The sequence below is a fragment of the Dyella sp. genome, assembly GCF_035685805.1.
GTDB lineage: Bacteria > Pseudomonadota > Gammaproteobacteria > Xanthomonadales > Rhodanobacteraceae > Dyella_A.
Genome location: NZ_DASSAB010000015.1, coordinates 26,003 through 43,739 on the forward strand (window position 1 = coordinate 26,003; position 17,737 = coordinate 43,739).

At 64.2% G+C, this 17,737-nt stretch carries 14 protein-coding genes; 7 read left to right on the top strand and 7 right to left on the bottom strand.

Annotation, left to right across the window (positions count from 1 at the left end; all coding sequences use genetic code 11):
* Positions 1 to 37: 37 nt before the first annotated feature.
* The 4 genes from yccS to VFG40_RS03305 form a co-directional block, all read right to left on the bottom strand.
* Entirely contained in the window at positions 38 to 2,254 is a 2,217-nt protein-coding gene (gene yccS / locus VFG40_RS03290; protein ID WP_324894864.1) for a YccS family putative transporter, read from the bottom strand.
* 94 nt (positions 2,255 to 2,348) lie between these two features.
* Complete coding sequence (locus VFG40_RS03295; RefSeq protein ID WP_324894866.1) at positions 2,349 to 3,452, bottom strand: Glu/Leu/Phe/Val dehydrogenase dimerization domain-containing protein; 1,104 nt, start codon at positions 3,450 to 3,452, stop codon at positions 2,349 to 2,351.
* Positions 3,453 to 3,652: 200 nt separating this feature from the next.
* Entirely contained in the window at positions 3,653 to 3,985 is a 333-nt protein-coding gene (locus VFG40_RS03300; RefSeq protein ID WP_324894868.1) for a hypothetical protein, read from the bottom strand.
* A gap of 139 nt (positions 3,986 to 4,124) precedes the next feature.
* On the bottom strand, positions 4,125 to 4,922 hold the full coding sequence (locus VFG40_RS03305) for a M48 family metallopeptidase (RefSeq protein ID WP_324894871.1): 798 nt from the start codon (positions 4,920 to 4,922) through the stop codon (positions 4,125 to 4,127).
* Between the two features lie 107 nt (positions 4,923 to 5,029).
* On the opposite strand from VFG40_RS03305, the gene VFG40_RS03310 reads away from it, so the two are divergent.
* The 6 genes from VFG40_RS03310 (at position 5,030) to VFG40_RS03335 (ending at position 13,929) form a co-directional block, all read left to right on the top strand.
* The gene (locus VFG40_RS03310) at positions 5,030 to 5,632 is read left to right on the top strand and encodes a TetR/AcrR family transcriptional regulator (protein WP_324894873.1); all 603 of its coding nucleotides are present in this window, start codon (positions 5,030 to 5,032) and stop codon (positions 5,630 to 5,632) included.
* A gap of 10 nt (positions 5,633 to 5,642) precedes the next feature.
* The gene (locus tag VFG40_RS03315; protein WP_324894875.1) at positions 5,643 to 6,572 is read left to right on the top strand and encodes an alpha/beta hydrolase; all 930 of its coding nucleotides are present in this window, start codon (positions 5,643 to 5,645) and stop codon (positions 6,570 to 6,572) included.
* A 156-nt stretch (positions 6,573 to 6,728) separates the two neighbouring features.
* Positions 6,729 to 10,211: a methylmalonyl-CoA mutase family protein gene (locus VFG40_RS03320; protein WP_324894877.1), complete on the top strand. Its 3,483-nt coding sequence runs from the start codon at positions 6,729 to 6,731 to the stop codon at positions 10,209 to 10,211.
* A gap of 11 nt (positions 10,212 to 10,222) precedes the next feature.
* Positions 10,223 to 11,035 carry a hypothetical protein gene (locus tag VFG40_RS03325; protein WP_324894879.1) on the top strand — a complete coding sequence of 271 codons (813 nt, stop codon included), beginning with the start codon at positions 10,223 to 10,225 and terminating at the stop codon, positions 11,033 to 11,035.
* Entirely contained in the window at positions 11,032 to 13,362 is a 2,331-nt protein-coding gene (locus tag VFG40_RS03330) for a UvrD-helicase domain-containing protein (protein ID WP_324894881.1), read from the top strand. Before VFG40_RS03325 ends, VFG40_RS03330 begins: the two co-directional genes overlap by 4 nt.
* A gap of 297 nt (positions 13,363 to 13,659) precedes the next feature.
* Complete coding sequence (locus tag VFG40_RS03335; RefSeq protein ID WP_324894884.1) at positions 13,660 to 13,929, top strand: hypothetical protein; 270 nt, start codon at positions 13,660 to 13,662, stop codon at positions 13,927 to 13,929.
* 13 nt (positions 13,930 to 13,942) lie between these two features.
* Here the strand turns inward: VFG40_RS03335 and VFG40_RS03340 are convergent, their stop codons facing one another.
* The 3 genes from VFG40_RS03340 to VFG40_RS03350 all read right to left on the bottom strand — a co-directional run bounded on the left by VFG40_RS03340 (position 13,943) and on the right by VFG40_RS03350 (position 16,046).
* Entirely contained in the window at positions 13,943 to 14,764 is an 822-nt protein-coding gene (locus VFG40_RS03340; protein ID WP_324894886.1) for a restriction endonuclease, read from the bottom strand.
* Positions 14,765 to 14,809: 45 nt separating this feature from the next.
* The gene (locus VFG40_RS03345; protein ID WP_324894888.1) at positions 14,810 to 15,745 is read right to left on the bottom strand and encodes an HNH endonuclease; all 936 of its coding nucleotides are present in this window, start codon (positions 15,743 to 15,745) and stop codon (positions 14,810 to 14,812) included.
* A 112-nt stretch (positions 15,746 to 15,857) separates the two neighbouring features.
* Positions 15,858 to 16,046 (bottom strand): hypothetical protein, encoded by a 189-nt coding sequence (locus tag VFG40_RS03350; RefSeq protein WP_324894890.1) that lies wholly within the window; start codon positions 16,044 to 16,046, stop codon positions 15,858 to 15,860.
* Positions 16,047 to 16,283: 237 nt separating this feature from the next.
* Here VFG40_RS03350 and VFG40_RS03355 point away from each other — a divergent pair, with 237 nt between their 5' ends.
* Positions 16,284 to 17,300, top strand: coding sequence for an IS110 family RNA-guided transposase (locus VFG40_RS03355; RefSeq protein WP_324894892.1), 1,017 nt, complete (start codon positions 16,284 to 16,286; stop codon positions 17,298 to 17,300).
* Positions 17,301 to 17,737: the final 437 nt, after the last annotated feature.

Genomic DNA, 17,737 nt, shown 5'->3' on the forward strand with positions numbered 1-17,737 from the left:
GCCTTGGCGCGTCGCACAACGTGTACCGCGTGGCCGCTCAGCTCGCCGCCGGTTCCCGCGCCAGCGCGGTCAGCCGGTCATGCGTATCGCGCATCAGCATGAGCTGCCCGAGCACCAGCCGCGCCAGCTCATCGCTGGCCGGCGCACCGTCGCTCCGTTGGTCGTCGGTCGGCGTCTCGTCGACCAGCGTCTCGTCGGCCTTTGCCGCCGCGGCGTGGGCCTCGTCGGGTGCCAACGCGCGAGCGCCGGCATCCGCCAGGCGGTCGGCCAGATGATCCAGCCGTTCGTGCATTCCGCTACCGGCATGCGTCACCGCGTCCCGCGCGGCCGGATCGGTGATCTGCCGGCGATGCACGCCCAGCGAAGACAGGTGCCCGAGCAGTGCGTGCGCCGCCATCAGGGATCGCAGCAGTCGCTCCCGGTCACGCGGCGCCCGCGACGGTTCGCGCAGCATGCCGGCGATCAACGCGCCCAATGCGGCCATGGCGTTGTGCGCGTCGCGCCGCGCGATGCGATAAGGCAGGTCGTCGCGGCGGCCGCTGGCGTACTGGCCGATGATCTGCGCCAGGTACGCCGCATCGGCGCGCACCGCCTCGGCCAGCACCGTATCGAGCCGGCGGCCACGCCATTCCGGCAGCACCAGGTGGATGGCCAGCGCCGCCAGCGCCGCGCCGACAAGCGTGTCCAGCAGGCGGGCCCACATCACGGCATAGCCGCTGCCGATCTGGTTGAAGCACAGCAGCACGAACAGCGTGATGAACGCCGTCGCCAGCGTGTACCTTCGCTGTCGCGCGGCGAAGAAGCCCACCCCGGTCAGCACGACGAGCAGCATCTGCAGGGCGCCGTCGGGCACCAGCTGCAGGCTGGCCCAGCCAGCCATCAGCCCGAGCACGGTGCCGGCGATACGCTGCCACAGCAGGCGCCGCGTGGCGCCGTAGCTGGGCTGGGATACCAGCAGCGTGGTCAGCAAAATCCAGTACCCGTGCTGGGGGTGCGCCAGCGCGATGATCGCGTAGCCGGCGGCCAGCGCCAGCGACAGGCGCAGCGCATGACGAAAATGCAGGGAGCCCGGCGTCAGCTGGATACGCACGCGCTGCCACGCCTCACCCGGTGTCTGCGGTGTCGGATCCTGCAGCAGGTTGTCCTGTTCTTGCGGCGGCGCGAGCGCCGGCGTGTTCTGGTCCAGCAGCGCCTGGATCGCGCCCAGGTTGCGCACCAGCGCCCGCACGGCGTTCAGCAGGTGCTCCGGCAGCGGCGTGGATTGCGCGGTGCGCGCCAGCGCCTCTTGCAGATCTTGCGCGGCCGCGTGCGCGGCCCCACCCGCCGGCGCGGGCGGTGCATCCAGCCGCAGCGCGTCGGCCCGCGTATGGCACTGCGCCGCCTGCAGGCGCAGCAGGTGCTCGCAGCGAAACAGCACGTCGCTATGGAACAGCGCCTGCGCCAGCGCGTCGTACGGGTAATGCGCCGAGCTCACCCGCTCGTGGATGTCCTGCGCCATAAAATACAGCTGCAACCGCGCAGCGGTGTCGCCCCGCGGCCGGCGCGATCCGATGCGATCGATCAGCAGCAGGCGCGTGTCGTTGAGTGCCTGCACTACCCGCGCATTGCCCGTGGCGACGGCCAGCTGCAGGGCCTCCCGATCCACGCCGTGCACTGGCGCGAACAGCGCCGCCCGGGCCTCGAGGTAAGCCGCCAGCGCGTCGAACAGTCGCGCCAGCGCCAGGCGCAGCGCCTGCTGCGGCGCCACCGCACTCCACAGCAGCGACAGCAGGCCGTACCACGCCGCGCCGGCAAGCAGTCGCAGCGTCTCGTGCAGCAGGCCCGCCGCGCCGCTGCCGCGCGCGGCATCCACGCCGATCATGGTGTACACCGCGAGGATCAGCGTCGCGCCGGCGATGGTGGCGTAGCGCCCGCTGATCGCGCCGAGCATCACCAGCACGAAACTCATCACCGGCAGCGCCAGCACGAATGCCCACGGCCACGGCAGCAGCCATTCCACCGCCAGCGCCATCGCCGCGAAGCAGGCGAGCGTGACCAGCACGGTGCCGAGCCGGGTACGCCAGTGCTCTTCGGTTTCGGCCAGCGCACAGGCGATCGCGCCGAGCAGCGCCGGGATCACCGCGGCCACCGCGCCAGCGACCAAGCAATAGCCGACGATGCCGCCCATCGCCAGCAGCACGCGCAGGCATTCGCCGAAGCGATCGGAGCCGCGGATACGTCGCCAATACAGCGCGGGGTCGAGGACTTGTTGCATCGCAACAGCATACGACGCGGCGGGCGGACCACCGCAGCGGAAAAGGAAACGCCGGCTCAGGGCCGGCGTTTCCTGCGATCACTCGGGGCGAACCTTACTGACCGCGCATGCGGCCCTGGAAGCGGGTGCCGCCGTTGCCCATGTGCGGCAGCTTGATCTTGCCGATCAGCGCGATGCGCTCCTCGGCGAGGCGATCGGCCGCCAGGTAGGTCGGCACGCCCTCGGTCTTGCTGATCTCGAAGATGCGGCCCAGGTTGTAGTAGATCTGCCGCATCATGCGCATCGCGCGCTCGCGGTTGTAGCCGTCGATCTCCAGCGAGATGTTCATCACGCCGCCGGCGTTCACCGCGTAGTCCGGCGCATACAGCACGCCGCGACGGGTCAGCTCGTCGCCAATCGCGTCGGTGGCAAGCTGGTTGTTGGCCGCGCCGCAGATGATCTTGGCCTTGATGCGGTCGATGGTCTGGTCGTTGACGGTGCCGCCCAGCGCGCACGGCGAATAGACGTCTGCTTCCACGTCGTAGATCTCGTCCAGGCCCACCGCCTCGCAGCCCAGCTCGTCGACGCAGCGCTGCACCAGCTCCTTGTTGATGTCGGTGACGAACACCTTGGCGCCCTGCTCGCGCAGCAGCTTGATGAACTCCATGCCGACGTGGCCGGCGCCCTGCACGGCGTAGCTGTACTTGCCCACGTCCTCGTTGCCGTGCTTGAACTGCAGCGCGGCCATCAGGCCCTGCAGCGTGCCGTAGGCGGTGAACGGCGACGGGTCGCCCGAGCCGCCGTGCACCTGGTGCACGCCGGTCACGTACTCGGTCTCGCGGAACACGTACTCCATGTCGTTGACGTCGATGCCGACGTCCTCGGCGGTGATGTAGCGGCCGTTCAACGAGTTGACGAAGCGGCCGAACGCGCGGAACAGCGCCTCGGACTTGTCCTTGCTCGGGTCACCGATGATCACTGCCTTGCCGCCGCCCAGGTTCAGGCCGGCCACCGCGTTCTTGTACGTCATGCCGCGCGACAGGCGCAGCACGTCGTTGATCGCCTCCTGCTCGGTCTTGTAGGGCCACATGCGCAGGCCGCCCAGCGACGGGCCCAGCACCGTGTTGTGGATCGCGACGATGGCCTTCAGGCCGGCGTCCTTGTTCTGGCAGAACACGACTTCTTCGTGGCCGGTGTTGGCGATGGTTTCAAAGATCATTCGAGCGGTGACTCCAGGTTTGGCGGTGCCGGGGAGGGCGTCCGCGCGGTGTGGGACAGCGCCGCGGCATGCGGCAAGGCTTGCGGTGAAGATGTCGTAAAAGCTTGAAAATCAAAGCCCCAGCGGGGGCTGGGGCTTTGATTGGGGCCGGCAGTTTAGTACTTCCCCCGACCGCTTGCTGACGCGCCGCAGCACGCTGCTCATCGCACCCAGTGGCCGCGCGCCAAGTGCCAGTGCCGGCCGCGGTGCTCCCAGCGCTCGGGCACGTAGCGGTAGCCCGGACGCGCGCGCACCCAGTAGCCGCCCACCCAGACGTGCCGATGCGCGCCCGGGTTCCAGCGCCAGTAGCCGGGCGCCCACACGTAGCCCACCCGGGGTGGCGGCACGCGCACGTACCGCGGTGCCGGCGGTGGCACGCCCACTTCCACGCCAACCGATACCTGTGCGGCGGCGGCCGGCCGCGCGCCGCCGAGGCCGGCCAGGGCCAGCGCCACGCCGGCGAGCAGGGTGAGCTTGGGAACGATGCGAGTCATGCGGATCTCCTTGGGGCGCCGCGAGCCTGCGGACGCGTCAGGAAAACGGCGCAAGGCGAGGCCTGTTGACCCCACCGCGCCGGCCGGTTCAGTTGCCGGTGGGCAAACGCGGCGCCGCGCCCGCGGACTCATCGCGAACTCAAAGCGAGCAATGCGGCTTGTGGCCGTTGGCCTGCGCCTGCTGGTACAGCGGCATCAGCTGCTGCGCCTGGCGCTCGAGCGTTTGCGCGCGGTTGCCGGGCGCCGGGTGGGTAGACAGGAACACCGGCGGCTTCGCGCCGCCCTTGGCGTCCATCTTCTGCCACAGCGCCACCGCCGCACGCGGATCAAACCCGGCCTGCGCCATGTAGCGCTGGCCCAGCGTGTCGGCCTCGCTCTCCTGGGTGCGCGAGAACGGCAGCAGGATGCCGACCTCGGCGCCCAGCCCCAGCGCAGCGGCCGCGTAGCCGGCGTCGGTGCCGCGGGTGCCGGCGTAGATGGTGCCGGCCGCCACCGCCGCCTGGGCGGCGTAGTTGTCCGACACGCGCTCGGCGCCGTGGCGCGACACCACGTGCGACAGCTCGTGACCCAGCACCACCGCGAGCTGGTCCTGGTTGCTGGCGACCTTGAACATGCCCTGGTTCACGCCGATGCGCCCGCCGGGCAGGGCGAACGCGTTGGCGCTGTCGTCGTCGACGATCTGCACCTCCCACTGGTTGGCGTTCCACGGCGGCGGCAGCACCGCGATCAGCGCATTGGCTACGCAGGTGGCGTAGGCGCGCTGGCGCGGCGCGTCAACGAACTTGCCCTGCTTGCGCAAGTCGTTGAACGCGCTGATGCCCATCTGGCTCATCTGGCTGTCCGACACGATCATCAACTGCGAGCGGCCGGTGGGCGAGGTGGCGCAGCCGGCGAGGACAGTGGCGGCCAGTGCCGCGGCGAGCAGGGCGATGCGCATGGAGATCCTCCTTGGTGAACGATGCGCCAGAGCATAGCCGCGCCCGCCGTTGCCGCCGCGTGGAAGGGTGTGGAAAAAGAACGAACGGTCGTGCTATTTTCCGCCCCATGCCTGTCACCAGCCCTCCCCGCAAAAGCGCGCTCACGCGCAACCTGATCCTCGAGCACGCCTACGCGCTGGCCACCCGCGACGGCCTGGAAGGCTTGTCCATCGGTCACCTCGCGGCCGATGTCGGCATGTCCAAGAGCGGCGTGTTCGCCCACTTCGGCTCGCGCGAAGATCTGCAACTGGCCGTGCTTGATGCCGGCGCCCGGCGTTTTGCCAGCCAGGTGATGCAGCCGGCCCTGCGCGAGCCGCGCGGCCTGCCGCGCCTGCGGGCGATCGTGCGGCGCTGGTTCGAGTGGGCCTGCGCGCACCAGAACGGCTGCGTGCTGCTGTCGGCGGTGAGCGAGTACGACGGCCGCGACGGCGCGCTGCGCGACGGCGTGGTGCGCCAGCAATCGCAGTGGCGCGAGGCCCTGGCCAAGGCGGCCGGTTATGCGATCGAGGCCGGCCACCTGCGCGCCGATGCCGACCCGCAGCAGATCGCCTTCGAGATCTACGCGCTCATTCTCGGCCTGCACCACGACGCGGGCCTGTTCGGTTTCGCTCCCGCCAGCGCGCGGGCCGATGCCGCCTTCGAGCGCCTGTGGCGCAGCTGGCAAGCCTGAGGACGCACCGATGAACCACGCTCCCACCGTGTTGCCGCGCAGCGGCGCCACCGCCCGCCTGATGTTGTCGCTGGTGCGCGCGGGCTTCGTGCTCGGCGGCCGCGTGATGCCGCAGCGCACCGCCGTGCGCGCTGCGCGCCTGTTCGCCACGCCGTTCGCCAGCAGCCGCGCGCGTGCCCGTGCCGAGCCCGGCGATGCCGGCATGCGCCGCGGCAGCCTGCGCGTGGCGAGCGAAACCGTCGCCACCTACACCTGGGGCGATGCGGCCACCCAGCCGTACGTGCTGATGTCGCACGGCTGGTCCAGCTTCGGCCTGCGTTTCCTGCCGTGGGTGCGCGAGCTGCAGGCGCAGGGATACGCAGTGGTGGCATTCGACCAGCCCGGCCACGGTCACAGCAGCGGTCGCTACAGCACGCTGCCGGAATTCGTCGACACCGTGCTCGCCGTCGGCCGCCATTACGGCCCGGCCGCCCTCGCGGTGGGTCATTCGCTCGGCGCCGCCGCGCTGGCGCTGGCGCAGGGCGAGCAGTGGCACGCGAACAAACTGGTGCTGGTGGCGCCGCCGGTGGACATGCGCGCCGCGGTCGGTCGGTTCTTTCGCCTGGTGCGGGTGGGCGAGCATCTGCGGGCGCCGTTCTACGCCTGGCTCCAAGGGCGCACCGGCGTCAGCGTGGACGCGCTGGACCTGCGCCGCCATCTGCCCGCGCTCGGCCAGCCGGCGCTGATCGTGCACGACCTGGACGACGCCGACGTGCCGTGGGCGGAAGGCGAGCGCTATGCCGTGTGCTGGCGCGGTGCCCGCCTGCTCACCACGCAAGGCCTCGGCCATCGCCGCGTGTTGTCGGAGCCGGCGGTGATCGCCGCCGCGCTCGCGTTCGCCCGCGGCGAGGCGGTGGGCGAGCGGGTGATCGGCAGCGTCAATCTGGCGCACGACCTCTAGCACCACGTCTCATCGCAGGGCAGCGACCGCAGCCGGCGTGGCTTTGCAGCGCGTGCCGTTGCACCTCCGTACGCCGTGGTACGTGCGCCGCGGCAAGCGCCTGCACGCGAACCCCTCTAGAATTGGGCGGTTCAAGCACAGCCGTCTGGAGTTGCCATGAGTTCGCCCGCCAAGCACGTTCCCGCCAGCGATTCGCAGCACGCGCACACCCCGCACGAGTCCACCCCGCTGCGCTTCGTCACCGCCGCCAGCCTGTTCGACGGCCACGATGCGGCGATCAACATCATGCGCCGGATCATCCAGGCGCAAGGCGCCGAAGTGATCCACCTCGGCCACAACCGCTCGGTGGAAGACGTGGTGCGCGCCGCACTGCAGGAAGACGCGGACGCCATCGCGCTGTCGTCCTACCAGGGCGGCCATGTCGAATACTTCAAGTACATGGTGGACATGCTCAAGGAGCGCGGCGCCGGCCACATCCGCGTGTTCGGCGGCGGTGGCGGCACCATCACGCCGGAGGAGATCAAGGAGCTGCAGGCCTACGGCGTGGAGCGCATCTACCACCCCAACGACGGCATGAAGCTCGGCCTCACCGAGATGATCGAAGACGTGATGGCCCGCGCCGGCAAGGCCGCCAGCGAGCACGCGCGTGGTCACGCTGCCGGCGTGCCCAACGTGCACATCGACAACGAGATCAGCATCGGCCACATGCTCTCGGCGATCGAGGAGGGCGGCCTGTCCGAGGCCGACCTCAGCCGCCTGCGCAAGGAGTGGCAGCTTGCTGGCAAGCAGACTCCGGTGCTCGGCCTTACCGGCACCGGCGGCGCCGGCAAGTCCAGCGTGGTGGACGAACTGCTGCTGCGCTTCCTGCAGGCCTTCCCCGAGATGCGTATTGCCGTGCTGGCGGTGGACCCGACCCGCCGCCGCTCCGGTGGCGCGCTGCTGGGCGACCGCATCCGCATGAACTCGCTGCGCTCGCACCGCGTCTACAGGCGCTCGATGGCCACGCGCCGCCAGCACGCGGCCACCAGCGTGGTGCTGCACGACTGCATCGACTTCCTCAAGAGCCAGCCCTACGACCTGGTGATCGTCGAAACCGCCGGCATCGGCCAGAGCGATTCGGAAATCGTCGACCTGGTCGACTTCCCGGTCTACGTGATGACCAGCGAATACGGCGCCGCCAGCCAGCTGGAGAAGATCGACATGATCGACTTCGCCGAGCTCGTGGTGCTCAACAAGTACGACAAGCGCGGCGCCGAAGACGCCCTGCGCGATGTGCGCAAGCAGTGGAAGCGCAACCGCACCGCCTTTGCGCTGAAGGACGAGGAGGTGCCGGTCTACCCGACCATCGCCAGCCAGTTCAACGATCCCGGCGTCACCTGGATGTTCTCCAACCTGTGCCGCCTGATGCGCGAGAAGCTCTCGCTGGAAGGCGCCCAGTGGACGCCGCAGCTGGACACCTCGCTGAAGGAGCCGCGCGCCACCGTGCTGATCCCCGGCAACCGCGTGCGCTACCTCGCCGAGATCGCCGAGCAGGGCCGCGGCATCAACGCCTCCATCGCCAGGCAGACCGAGCAGGCCAGCAAGGCGCAGCACTGCTACGAGGCGCTGAAAGAACTGGGTGACGAGCTGCTGCCCAAGCCGCTGGATCTCTACGCCAGCGACGCGCTGCAGGCAGGCGAGGGCGCCGACCGCTCGCTGCTGCTGCTGCGCCAGCGCTACAACGCCGCGCTCGGCGAGCTGAGCAAGGAATCCCTGGAACTCCTGCGCAACTGGCCCGCCCTGCGCGATTCGGTCACCGCCGAGGTCAACGAGTACCAGGTGCGCGGCAAGACCATCCGCGTGGAGAACTACCGCGAGTCGCTCAGCCACCAGAAGATCCCCAAGGTGTCGCCGCCCAAGACCCGCAGCTGGGGCGACCAGCTGCTGTTCCTGGGCAAGGAGAACCTGCCCGGCCACTACCCCTACACCGGCGGCGTGTACCCGTACCGCCGCAGCGGCGAAGACCCCACCCGCATGTTCGCCGGCGAAGGCACGCCCGAGCGCACCAACCGACGGTTCCATTACCTCAGCCAGGGCGGCGCCGCCACGCGCCTGTCCACCGCGTTCGACTCCGTCACCCTGTACGGCGAAGACCCGGCCCCGCGCCCGGACATCTACGGCAAGATCGGCAACTCCGGCGTCAACATCGCCACGCTCGACGACATGAAGAAGCTGTACTCCGGCTTCGACCTGTCCGCGCCCACCAGCTCGGTCTCCATGACCATCAACGGCCCGGCGCCGATCATCCTCGCGATGTTCATGAACACCGCGATCGACCAGAACGTGGAGAAGTACCTCAAGGCCGACGCCGCGCGCTGGGCCGAGGCGGAAAAGAAAATCGCCAAGCTGTTCGAAGGCCGCGAGCGCCCGCGCTACGCCGGTGAATTACCGGCCGGCAACGACGGCCTGGGCCTCGGCCTGCTCGGCGTCACCGGCAACCAGCTGGTGGACGCCGACACCTACGCGAAGATCAAGGCCGAGACGCTGGCGGCCGTGCGCGGCACCGTGCAGGCGGACATCCTGAAAGAGGACCAGGCGCAGAACACCTGCATCTTCTCCACCGAGTTCGCGCTGCGCATGATGGGCGACATCCAGCAGTACTTCGTCGACCACAAGGTGCGCAACTTCTACTCGGTGTCGATCTCCGGCTATCACATCGCCGAGGCCGGCGCGAACCCGATCAGCCAGCTCGCCTTTACGCTGAGCAACGGCTTCACCATCGTCGAGTACTACCTCGCGCGCGGGATGAACATCGACGACTTCGCGCCCAACCTATCGTTCTTCTTCTCCAACGGCATGGACCCGGAGTACACCGTGATCGGCCGCGTCGCCCGCCGCATCTGGGCCCGCGCCATGCGCGAGCGCTACGGCGCCAGCGCCCGCAGCCAGATGATGAAGTACCACATCCAGACCTCCGGCCGGTCCCTGCATGCGCAGGAGATCCAGTTCAACGACATCCGCACCACGTTGCAGGCGCTGTACGCGCTGTTCGACAACTGCAACTCCCTGCACACCAACGCCTACGACGAGGCCATCACGACGCCCACCGAAGAGAGCGTGCGCCGCGCCGTGGCGATCCAGATGATCATCAACAAGGAACTCGGCCTAAATTTCAACGAGAACCCCTGGCAGGGCAGCTTCATCGTCGAAGAGCTCACCGACATCGTCGAAGAAGCCGTCTACAAGGAGTTCGAATCAATCAGCGAGCGCGGCGGCGTGCTCGGCGCCATGGACACCATGTACCAGCGCGGCAAGATCCAGGAAGAGTCGATGTACTACGAGCACAAGAAGCATGATGGGTCGCTGCCGCTGATCGGGGTGAATACGTTTCTGCCGAAGGACCACGGCGGCGAGATCGCCACTGAGATCGAGCTCATCCGCTCGACGGAAGAAGAAAAGGGCGCGCAAATTGCCAACGTGAAGGGCTATGGTGAGGCGCGGAATGCGCTGGCGCCGGAGAGCCTGAAACGGTTGCAGCAGACGGCGCGGGAGCGTAGGAATGTGTTCGAGCAGTTGGTCGAGGCGGTGAAGTACAACTCGTTGGGGCAGATTAGCCACGCGTTGTATGAGGTGGGTGGGGAGTATCGGCGGAATATGTAGGACGCACGCCATTGAAACTCGGAAATCCGACTAAAGGGCGGCTCGAACAGGGAACTATTTTTTCCTGTTGTGCGGTTGACGGCTATCCCCGCAGCATGGGCTGGGGCGTTGTGATTACGGCCAGATGTGATTTGGCCAACTTCAAGGCGCCGATATTGAATTATTTGCCGATTGTAAAGTTGGAAGACTGGCTCACGAATGACGGGCTTGGGGTAATTCAGTCGCGCTGTATAGCGGAGGCAGACGCAGAAGTCGAAAAGCTACTGTTCGACCTCGGTGCTCCGAAAACGGTCCTGCTCGGGACGCCCGTCGAGACAGCATTGGAGACGCTTGTCGCTCTTTTGGACGAGAAGAAGCAACGGCAATTCATAGCTCGTAAAGATAAGGTGGTCGGTAAGTGGCGGGAGGCGCACTCTGGAACTGCAGAATCTCTACGGACCACCTTTCCAAAAACATACTCTGGCGCTGTACGCGAATTGATGACGCATCGCCTCAGTGGTTATTACTACCTCTGTCGCATGGAACCAGACGAGTCCGATTCTTGCTACGTGGTCCTGCTGCGTCAGATCGGTGCAATGCCTCATGACTTAGCAGGTGCCCTTCCTGAAGGGATGCGAAAGGTCGACGCGGAAGCAAGGTCGCCGCGCTACGAGAGCTTCTTCCGATACTCCTCATCCGATGACGTCGCTATCCCTCTAGGTGTTATTCCCTCGCCTCACGTTGAACATCTCCTCCAGGCCTTTTCGTTGTTATTCGGAAGAATCGGGCTGCCCAATACCGACCCCGCCCATATAGACAGGTTCGCCAACCCGGAGGTCCAATGACCAAGTTCATCGCGTGGGACGATAAGGCAGTCGAAGAAATGGTCTCCGGCAGGTCGTTCCAATCGACCGATTTCGGCTTCGGTAATGAGCTGGCGGCGTTTCTAAAGGGGCGTGTCGTTCCCGAACAAATTGGCCCTCTCCGCACCTACCAAGAGGCGGGCGGAGTGTTCGTAGTTTCTGCTGAATCCGAACGAAATTCCGCACGGTTTATTGTTCTGGATCTTGAGCAGTCGAAAATGTTTCTCGGCCTTAGCGATTCGGATTCGTTGTTTGCCTTCCAGAAAATTATGCGTTTTGCTCGTAAGTGGTGGGCTGGCGGCCAGGGATTGACCTACGCGGAAAAGATCATTTCCGGAACGTCTAAGGCTGTGGTCTTTCCATTTCGATACCAACCTCAACCTTATCGCGCGGTAATAGAACGCGAGCCGTGGAAAGAAAGGCTTGGCAAAAGAGGCCTGTCCGGGCGCTTTCTTTTGGTATATAAGGCTGGTTATTCCGGTGGTGACTCAGCAGGTGAGGAGCCGGAGAACACCAATTTCAAGAAGGTGATCGAGAGCTATGAGAGTGTGCTCCAACAAGAAGCAGTCCGTTCTCGATCGGTAGAGCGCGAAAGTGAAGCCCAGCTACAAGTTACTGATCTTTCGCGCGGTCTACGGTCTGGGGTCGGCTCGTTGTTCAGGTCATTCAATGAGTGGATGCCGGCTCTAACGAAACAGCAGTCGGACTTTGTTCTCAGCCCATTGGCTGGACCACACCGGATTGAAGGTGCGGCCGGCACGGGCAAGACTCTAAGTCTCGTATTGAAGGCAGTAGCGGCACTGAGACAAGCGGAAGATGAAGGTGTTCAACGAAATATCGTATTTATAACTCATAGTGACGCGACGAGAGCCTCGATTTCCGAGGTGTTGTCTGTCATTGATGCAGAGAAAGATTATCAAAATCGCATTCTTGGTTTAAGCCAGCAGTCCCTTACGGTTACCACATTGACACAGTTGTGCGCGGAAAAATTGCGCCATGCTATTAGTGAGTCAGAGTTCATAGACCGAGATGCAATGGAGTCAAAGGGGCTGCAGCGCTTGTATATTGCAGAGGCGATTGAAGAGGCGATAGATAAGGACTTACCCGCCCACTCGCGCTTCATGACGCCTGAATTTGTTGAGCTTATGAAGACGGAGTCGAGCTGGAATCTGTCGCAGATTTTTCAACACGAAATCAGCGTGCTTATAAAGGGGCGGGCCGCAGAAAGGTTTGAGATTTACCGCGACGCTAGGTGTATTCGTTATGGGCTTCCTGCGCAAACATCGGCCGACAAGGCCTTCGCGTTCGCTGTGTTTAAACGCTACAGGGACAAGCTTGCTATTGGTGGGCAGTTTGATACAGACGACGTCGTATTAACTGCTATTGGTCAGTTGGATACACCGATATGGAAGAGGCGGAGGAGTAAGGAGGGCTTCGATGCCATTTTTATTGACGAGACTCATTTGTTCAATATCAATGAGCTGCATTTGTTTCACTATTTCACCCGCGGCGATAGCCAATTCCCAATAATCTACTCGATCGACAAATCCCAAGCCGTAGGTGATCCCGGCTGGACCACCCAGGAAATGGAGAATGCGGTAGCTAATCCGGCGGCGATCGCGAATATGGATGCAAGCCCGGGGGAAGGCGAAAGCGTCAAGGTGGGTACCATATTCCGCTCATCTCCCGAAATCGTCGATCTCGCGTTTTGCGTCGTCTCTTCGGGTGCAACTCTGTTTACTAACTTTGAAAACCCGATGGTGAACGCAAGCTCGGCATTTACTACTGCTGAGGAGAGCTTGGCGCAACCGCCTATGTACTCGGAGGCCCCAAACGAGGAGGCTCTAATTGAGCTGGCGTTCCAGAGGGCCGACGCGTTACAGGCGGAGCTCAGCATACGGCGAGCCGATGTGCTTATCTGCACGCTTGACGACGCCTTGCTAGGTCGGCTGTCTGAATATGCTAGCGGATTGAAGCGTCCGGTAAAGATTCTGGCGAGGCGCGGCGACGTACAGGCCATCGACCAAGCTGTAGCCGGGGGTATGTACGTCGTCGGGCACGCGGATTACGTTGGCGGACTTGAGTTTGGCGCTGTGGTTTTAGTTGGAGTTGACGACGGTAGAGTTCCTCCGGTTCAGGGCGCAGAGGCTGACGCTGCCCGCCACTTCTTGAACTATTCGGCCCACAATCGCCTGTATGTGGCCATCACGAGGGCGAAGTACAGGGTTGAAATTCTGGGTGAAGCGGCCAGAGGTGTCAGTAAGATATTGGAGCCCGCTATAGCCAACGGACTTCTAAAGCAGCGCTAGCATAGTGGCAGCTTAACCGGCCGGCGTCGGAAAGGTCAGGTCATTTCCCGGCTGAAGGAGGGTGGTTTGATATGGACTTGATCGAAACTGAGCTCGAGGTTGAGGTAACAGAAGAGCGTTATTTTTCAGCTCACCATCTACTATTGCGTGCAGCTAGTGCGTCCGTCATGGAGGCACAAAGGGCCGTTGTTAGAGGGCGGGAGTTCCACGTTCTAACCGCAATGGTGATGAGCGCTCTCGCAGTTGAGGCCCTTTGTAACGCAATCGGTTATCGGGTTTTGCCTGGCTGGAAGGATTTTGAGCAGATTTGCAGCGTGGGCAAAAATAAGGCTAATCTGCACTGCGCTTGGTATTGATTACGATAAGGGTGAGGCGCCTTGGCAGCAGCTACAAACTCTACTGACCTTCAGGAATGCGATTGCTCATGGCAAACCAGAGAAAATAGTGGCAAAGCAAAGGTTGAGAAAAAGCGCCTATGAAAAGTTGGTGGTTAACCGGGTTAAGGAGCCGCTGTCGAAGTTCGAGCGAGTTCTGACCGTTGAGAACGCAAGGGCCTCCTTGGCCTGAGTCAAAACCCGGGTCAGAGTGCACTTTCAGCTAGCTGGCGGGTGCCGCGGCAGCTCGGGTAAGACGTGCAGCCCCAGAATCGTTCGTTGGTTCGGCGGTTGGCACGTAGCTGCATCTCCTTTCCGCACTTCGGGCAAGGCGGATTTTTCTCGGGCGCGGCGGGCGCGCTCGCCTGATGCACCGGGTTGGCGGGAGCGGTCTGCACACTGCGGACCATCTCGAGCAGGGTGTCGCCTGTGATCAGTTCAATAGGCTTTCCTGCGGCGAAGCGCTGCGCGTCGGCGGTGTAGGTACCCACCGCGATGATCTTTACCTCCGAAGCCTGATGGTGGGCGAGCAGCCCGAACATTTCGCGGACGACCTTGACGTCCACGCGCTGGGTTTTCCAGCGCTTGCACTGCACGATCGTCAGCTTGCCATCCTTGCGGAGCACCAGGTCGATGCCACCGTCCGCACCTCCCTGTCCGGTTTCCTCCACGGCATAGCCCCGTCGCCGGAATGCCTCGCCCACCAGCAGCTCGATCTGGCGCCAGCTCAGCGCGCGCAGGCTGTCCAGGCCGTTCTGCGTTTCGAGCAGGCGCCGGCGGCCTTTCCGGCCGATGTAAGAGACCAGGGCTGCGAGCCAGCAAAGGCCGAGTACGAGCCACGCAAACGGTGCGAAGGCATCGCTGGAAAATTGTCTGGCCAAGCCGGCGATGTAGATGTTCTGGCTGGAACCGAATAGCCAGCCGATGCCATAGCGGACGCCCACGAACCCAATGATCCCGAGTGCCAGGGGCACTGGCCAGCGCATTGATGCGAGGAGCTCAAAGCCACCTTCCTTGCGTTTTGCCATGCCACTTTTCCCTTAAACGTGTTAGTACGGCCGGGTTCCGACGTGCTAGGCCCTGGTGCTGAAAACCTCGTAGCGCATGGCGAGACGGTCGCGGTCGGGGCGGTCCTGCGCTCTCGGAGGCAAGCGGATGATTTGCTTATCGAGCTGCTTTATCGCCTCAAGCATCGGTCCGTCCTTTTGATCCAACAGCCGTGCGGACACGTGGATTTTAAAGTCGGGGTCTATGCCGATTAGATGTGCATCGAAGGCGGCGTGGTGGATCTTCGACAATGGGATGCCGTTGGGAACTACTGGCTGGCCAAGAACCTCGTGCTTGTCGGAGACGATGTGCGCCGCATCGAGCAGTAGTGGTTCGGGCAAGCCGGACAGCGCGCATCGGCTGTCATATGCCGTTATCACTGCCTGACGGAAGGATGCCTGGTGTAGCCGTTGCTGCACTGTTCGGAGTGCGTAGCGGCGGGCGGGCTCCGTGTCGGGAAAGCGTGACTCGTCATAGGCGCTCGGATCACCAAAGCCAATGGACGCCTTGAGTGTTTCTCGATTCCAGCCGCCTACATAGCTGGGCACGATCGCCGTGAACCGGCCGGGCGCAATGCCGATGAAATAGATGATAGGAACACGGTTCTCGAATGCCTCGCGCAGCCATCTGTTGTCCGCTGCCTCGGGATCCGTGCCCATGAAGGCGTAGTCAACGAAGTCTTTGCTCTCGTAAAGCTGACTGTGCACGTGTCGCTGGTCGTCGTACCAAACCTTCGCTCCTGGTCGGGGGAATACCGTCCGGATCGACAACAAGTAGCGCATCTGCCGCGGTTTGAAGATGCCGCGCTGAGGGTTCACAAGGGGGATTCGCGCCCCATCGAAAATGAAACCCTGAGCCAGTTCGTCAGAGGTGAGATGGTCGCGGGTGGCGCTCAACAGACGAACGTGCTGGAACGCAGCTTCCCTCATGCGCCCGTCGAGAAGTTCATCGCTGCTGCTCATGCCTGGCGCCCTGCCTGTCGTGCATCGCCAGGTTAGGGCAAAACCCAGGTTAGAGCGCACTTTCCTGACAAGGCGGCGCCCGGTTGTCCGACAGCCTTGGCGGGGGGGATGGTCAAAGCAGGGCGCTTTCGGCAAGGAGGCGCTCATGCCACGGCAGCCACGGCTGGATATCCCGGGTATTTTCCAGCACGTCGTGCAGCGGGGGAACGACAGGCAGCCGTGTTTCTTCCGTGAGGAGGACTATCTCAGATACCTGCAAGAGCTGACGGAGCTTGTTCTGCGTCGGCAGTGCGCGGTGCATGAAAAACTGGGGTCAGGTTCGTCTTTCCGCTCGTAAAAGCCGGAGCTTCTTTTCGGTCATGGCTTGCCGCCCAGCTGAGCTCGCACGCGGGGCACATCTTCTGAGGAAACAAAAGGTGGGGTCAGAGTCGACATTTCGAGAAAGTGCACTCTGAAAACTCATGTCGCCGCCTCCTGAGCTCGGCGGTACGTTGGAACTACCACGGTTTCAACGTTCGCCCAGCGACAGGAGGCAGCCATGTCACTTTACGCAGCCATCGATCTGCATTCCAGCAACAGCGTGTTGGCCGTTATGGACGGCCAAGGCCAGCCGCTGCTGCAGTGTCGACTCCCTAACGACCTTCCGCGTCTGCTGGCTGATCTGGCGCCGTTTCGTGACGAGCTGGTCGGCGTGGCGGTGGAATCCACCTACAACTGGTACTGGCTGGTCGATGGCCTGATGGATCATGGCTACGCCGTGCGTCTGGTCAACACCACGGCGGTTCCGCAGTACGACGGCCTCAAGCACGGCGACGATCATTCCGATGCCCTTCACCCGGCGCAGCTGATGCGGCTGGGCCTGCTGCCGGAAGGCTACATCTACCCGCGCGAGCAACGCGCCACCCGTGACCTGTTGCGCCGCCGCTTTGCCTTGGTCCGGCAGGCCGTGCGGCTGATGCTCTCGATCCAGTCCAGTTTCAGTCGTACCACCGGCAAGCAACTGTCGAGCCATGCGCTGCGGCAGCTGACGCCGACGCAGTTGGTCGAGCTGTTCCCGGATCTGGCCACGCGCTACGGCGTGCTGATCCAGTTCAAGCTGTGGCTCACGCTGCAGGATCAGATCTCGGCGCTGGAGCAGTGGATTGGCAAGGACATCGCGCAGCCGGATCTGCTGGCGCGGCTGCGCAGCGTACCGGGCATCGGGCCGATCCTGGGCATGACGATCCTGCTGGAAAGCGGCGACATCGGACGATTCGCCTCGGTGGGCGACTACGCCTCGTACTGCCGGATGGTCGAGAGCGTGCGGCTGTCCAACGGCAAGCGGAAGGGCCACGGCAACCGCAAGTGCGGCAACCGCTATCTGTGCTGGGCATACGTCGAGGCGGCCAACCACGCCATCCGCTTCGATCCGTTGATCCGACGCTGGTACGACCGCAAGCGCGCCCGCAAGCACCGCGTGGTCGCGATCAAGGCGGTGGCGCACAAGCTGGCACGCGCCTGTTACCACATGCTGCGCGAGGGCACGCCGTTCGATCCAACGCGCGCCTTCGGTTGATCACGCTGGCGGTCGCAGGCCGGAATCTGGGGTTGGACACGAGCCAGCACTCTGAAAGGTCGCGACCGCCGGCACCCGTGTTGCACGCAGGACCGCACGCGGACCGAGCCATCGAAGGGTGGGCTTCAAGCCCGAGACTCTGTGCGACGCACGACGCGCACCTGGACGGTATCCGCGATGACCGATGAGTGTTTGGCAAACGACAAGGGTCGCTAGCGCGGCCCTAACCAGAACGGTGACTGGCGCGATCCTGGCGCCGCATGAAACACAGCGGCTGGTGGTCGGCGGCAAGACGGGCATTTACTCCTTGGCAACGCCGGGGAAGGACAGCTATGTGCCTGTTGACCCCGGCGGCGAAATGGTGACTCCTGTTTTGCAGGCGTCGCGATGCGCCGGCGGACGAAAACGTTGCAGTGCCCGGCGACACATGCCGATGG

Excerpts from the sequence above, each read along its gene's own strand:
- yccS (WP_324894864.1), bottom strand. The coding sequence starts at position 2,254 with ATGCAACAAGTCCTCGACCCCGCGCTGTATTGGCGACGTATCCGCGGC.
- VFG40_RS03295 (WP_324894866.1), bottom strand. The coding sequence starts at position 3,452 with ATGATCTTTGAAACCATCGCCAACACCGGCCACGAAGAAGTCGTGTTC.
- VFG40_RS03300 (WP_324894868.1), bottom strand. The coding sequence starts at position 3,985 with ATGACTCGCATCGTTCCCAAGCTCACCCTGCTCGCCGGCGTGGCGCTG.
- VFG40_RS03305 (WP_324894871.1), bottom strand. The coding sequence starts at position 4,922 with ATGCGCATCGCCCTGCTCGCCGCGGCACTGGCCGCCACTGTCCTCGCC.
- VFG40_RS03310 (WP_324894873.1), top strand. The coding sequence starts at position 5,030 with ATGCCTGTCACCAGCCCTCCCCGCAAAAGCGCGCTCACGCGCAACCTG.
- VFG40_RS03315 (WP_324894875.1), top strand. The coding sequence starts at position 5,643 with ATGAACCACGCTCCCACCGTGTTGCCGCGCAGCGGCGCCACCGCCCGC.
- VFG40_RS03320 (WP_324894877.1), top strand. The coding sequence starts at position 6,729 with ATGAGTTCGCCCGCCAAGCACGTTCCCGCCAGCGATTCGCAGCACGCG.
- VFG40_RS03330 (WP_324894881.1), top strand. The coding sequence starts at position 11,032 with ATGACCAAGTTCATCGCGTGGGACGATAAGGCAGTCGAAGAAATGGTC.
- VFG40_RS03340 (WP_324894886.1), bottom strand. The coding sequence starts at position 14,764 with ATGGCAAAACGCAAGGAAGGTGGCTTTGAGCTCCTCGCATCAATGCGC.
- VFG40_RS03345 (WP_324894888.1), bottom strand. The coding sequence starts at position 15,745 with ATGAGCAGCAGCGATGAACTTCTCGACGGGCGCATGAGGGAAGCTGCG.
- VFG40_RS03350 (WP_324894890.1), bottom strand. The coding sequence starts at position 16,046 with ATGCACCGCGCACTGCCGACGCAGAACAAGCTCCGTCAGCTCTTGCAG.
- VFG40_RS03355 (WP_324894892.1), top strand. The coding sequence starts at position 16,284 with ATGTCACTTTACGCAGCCATCGATCTGCATTCCAGCAACAGCGTGTTG.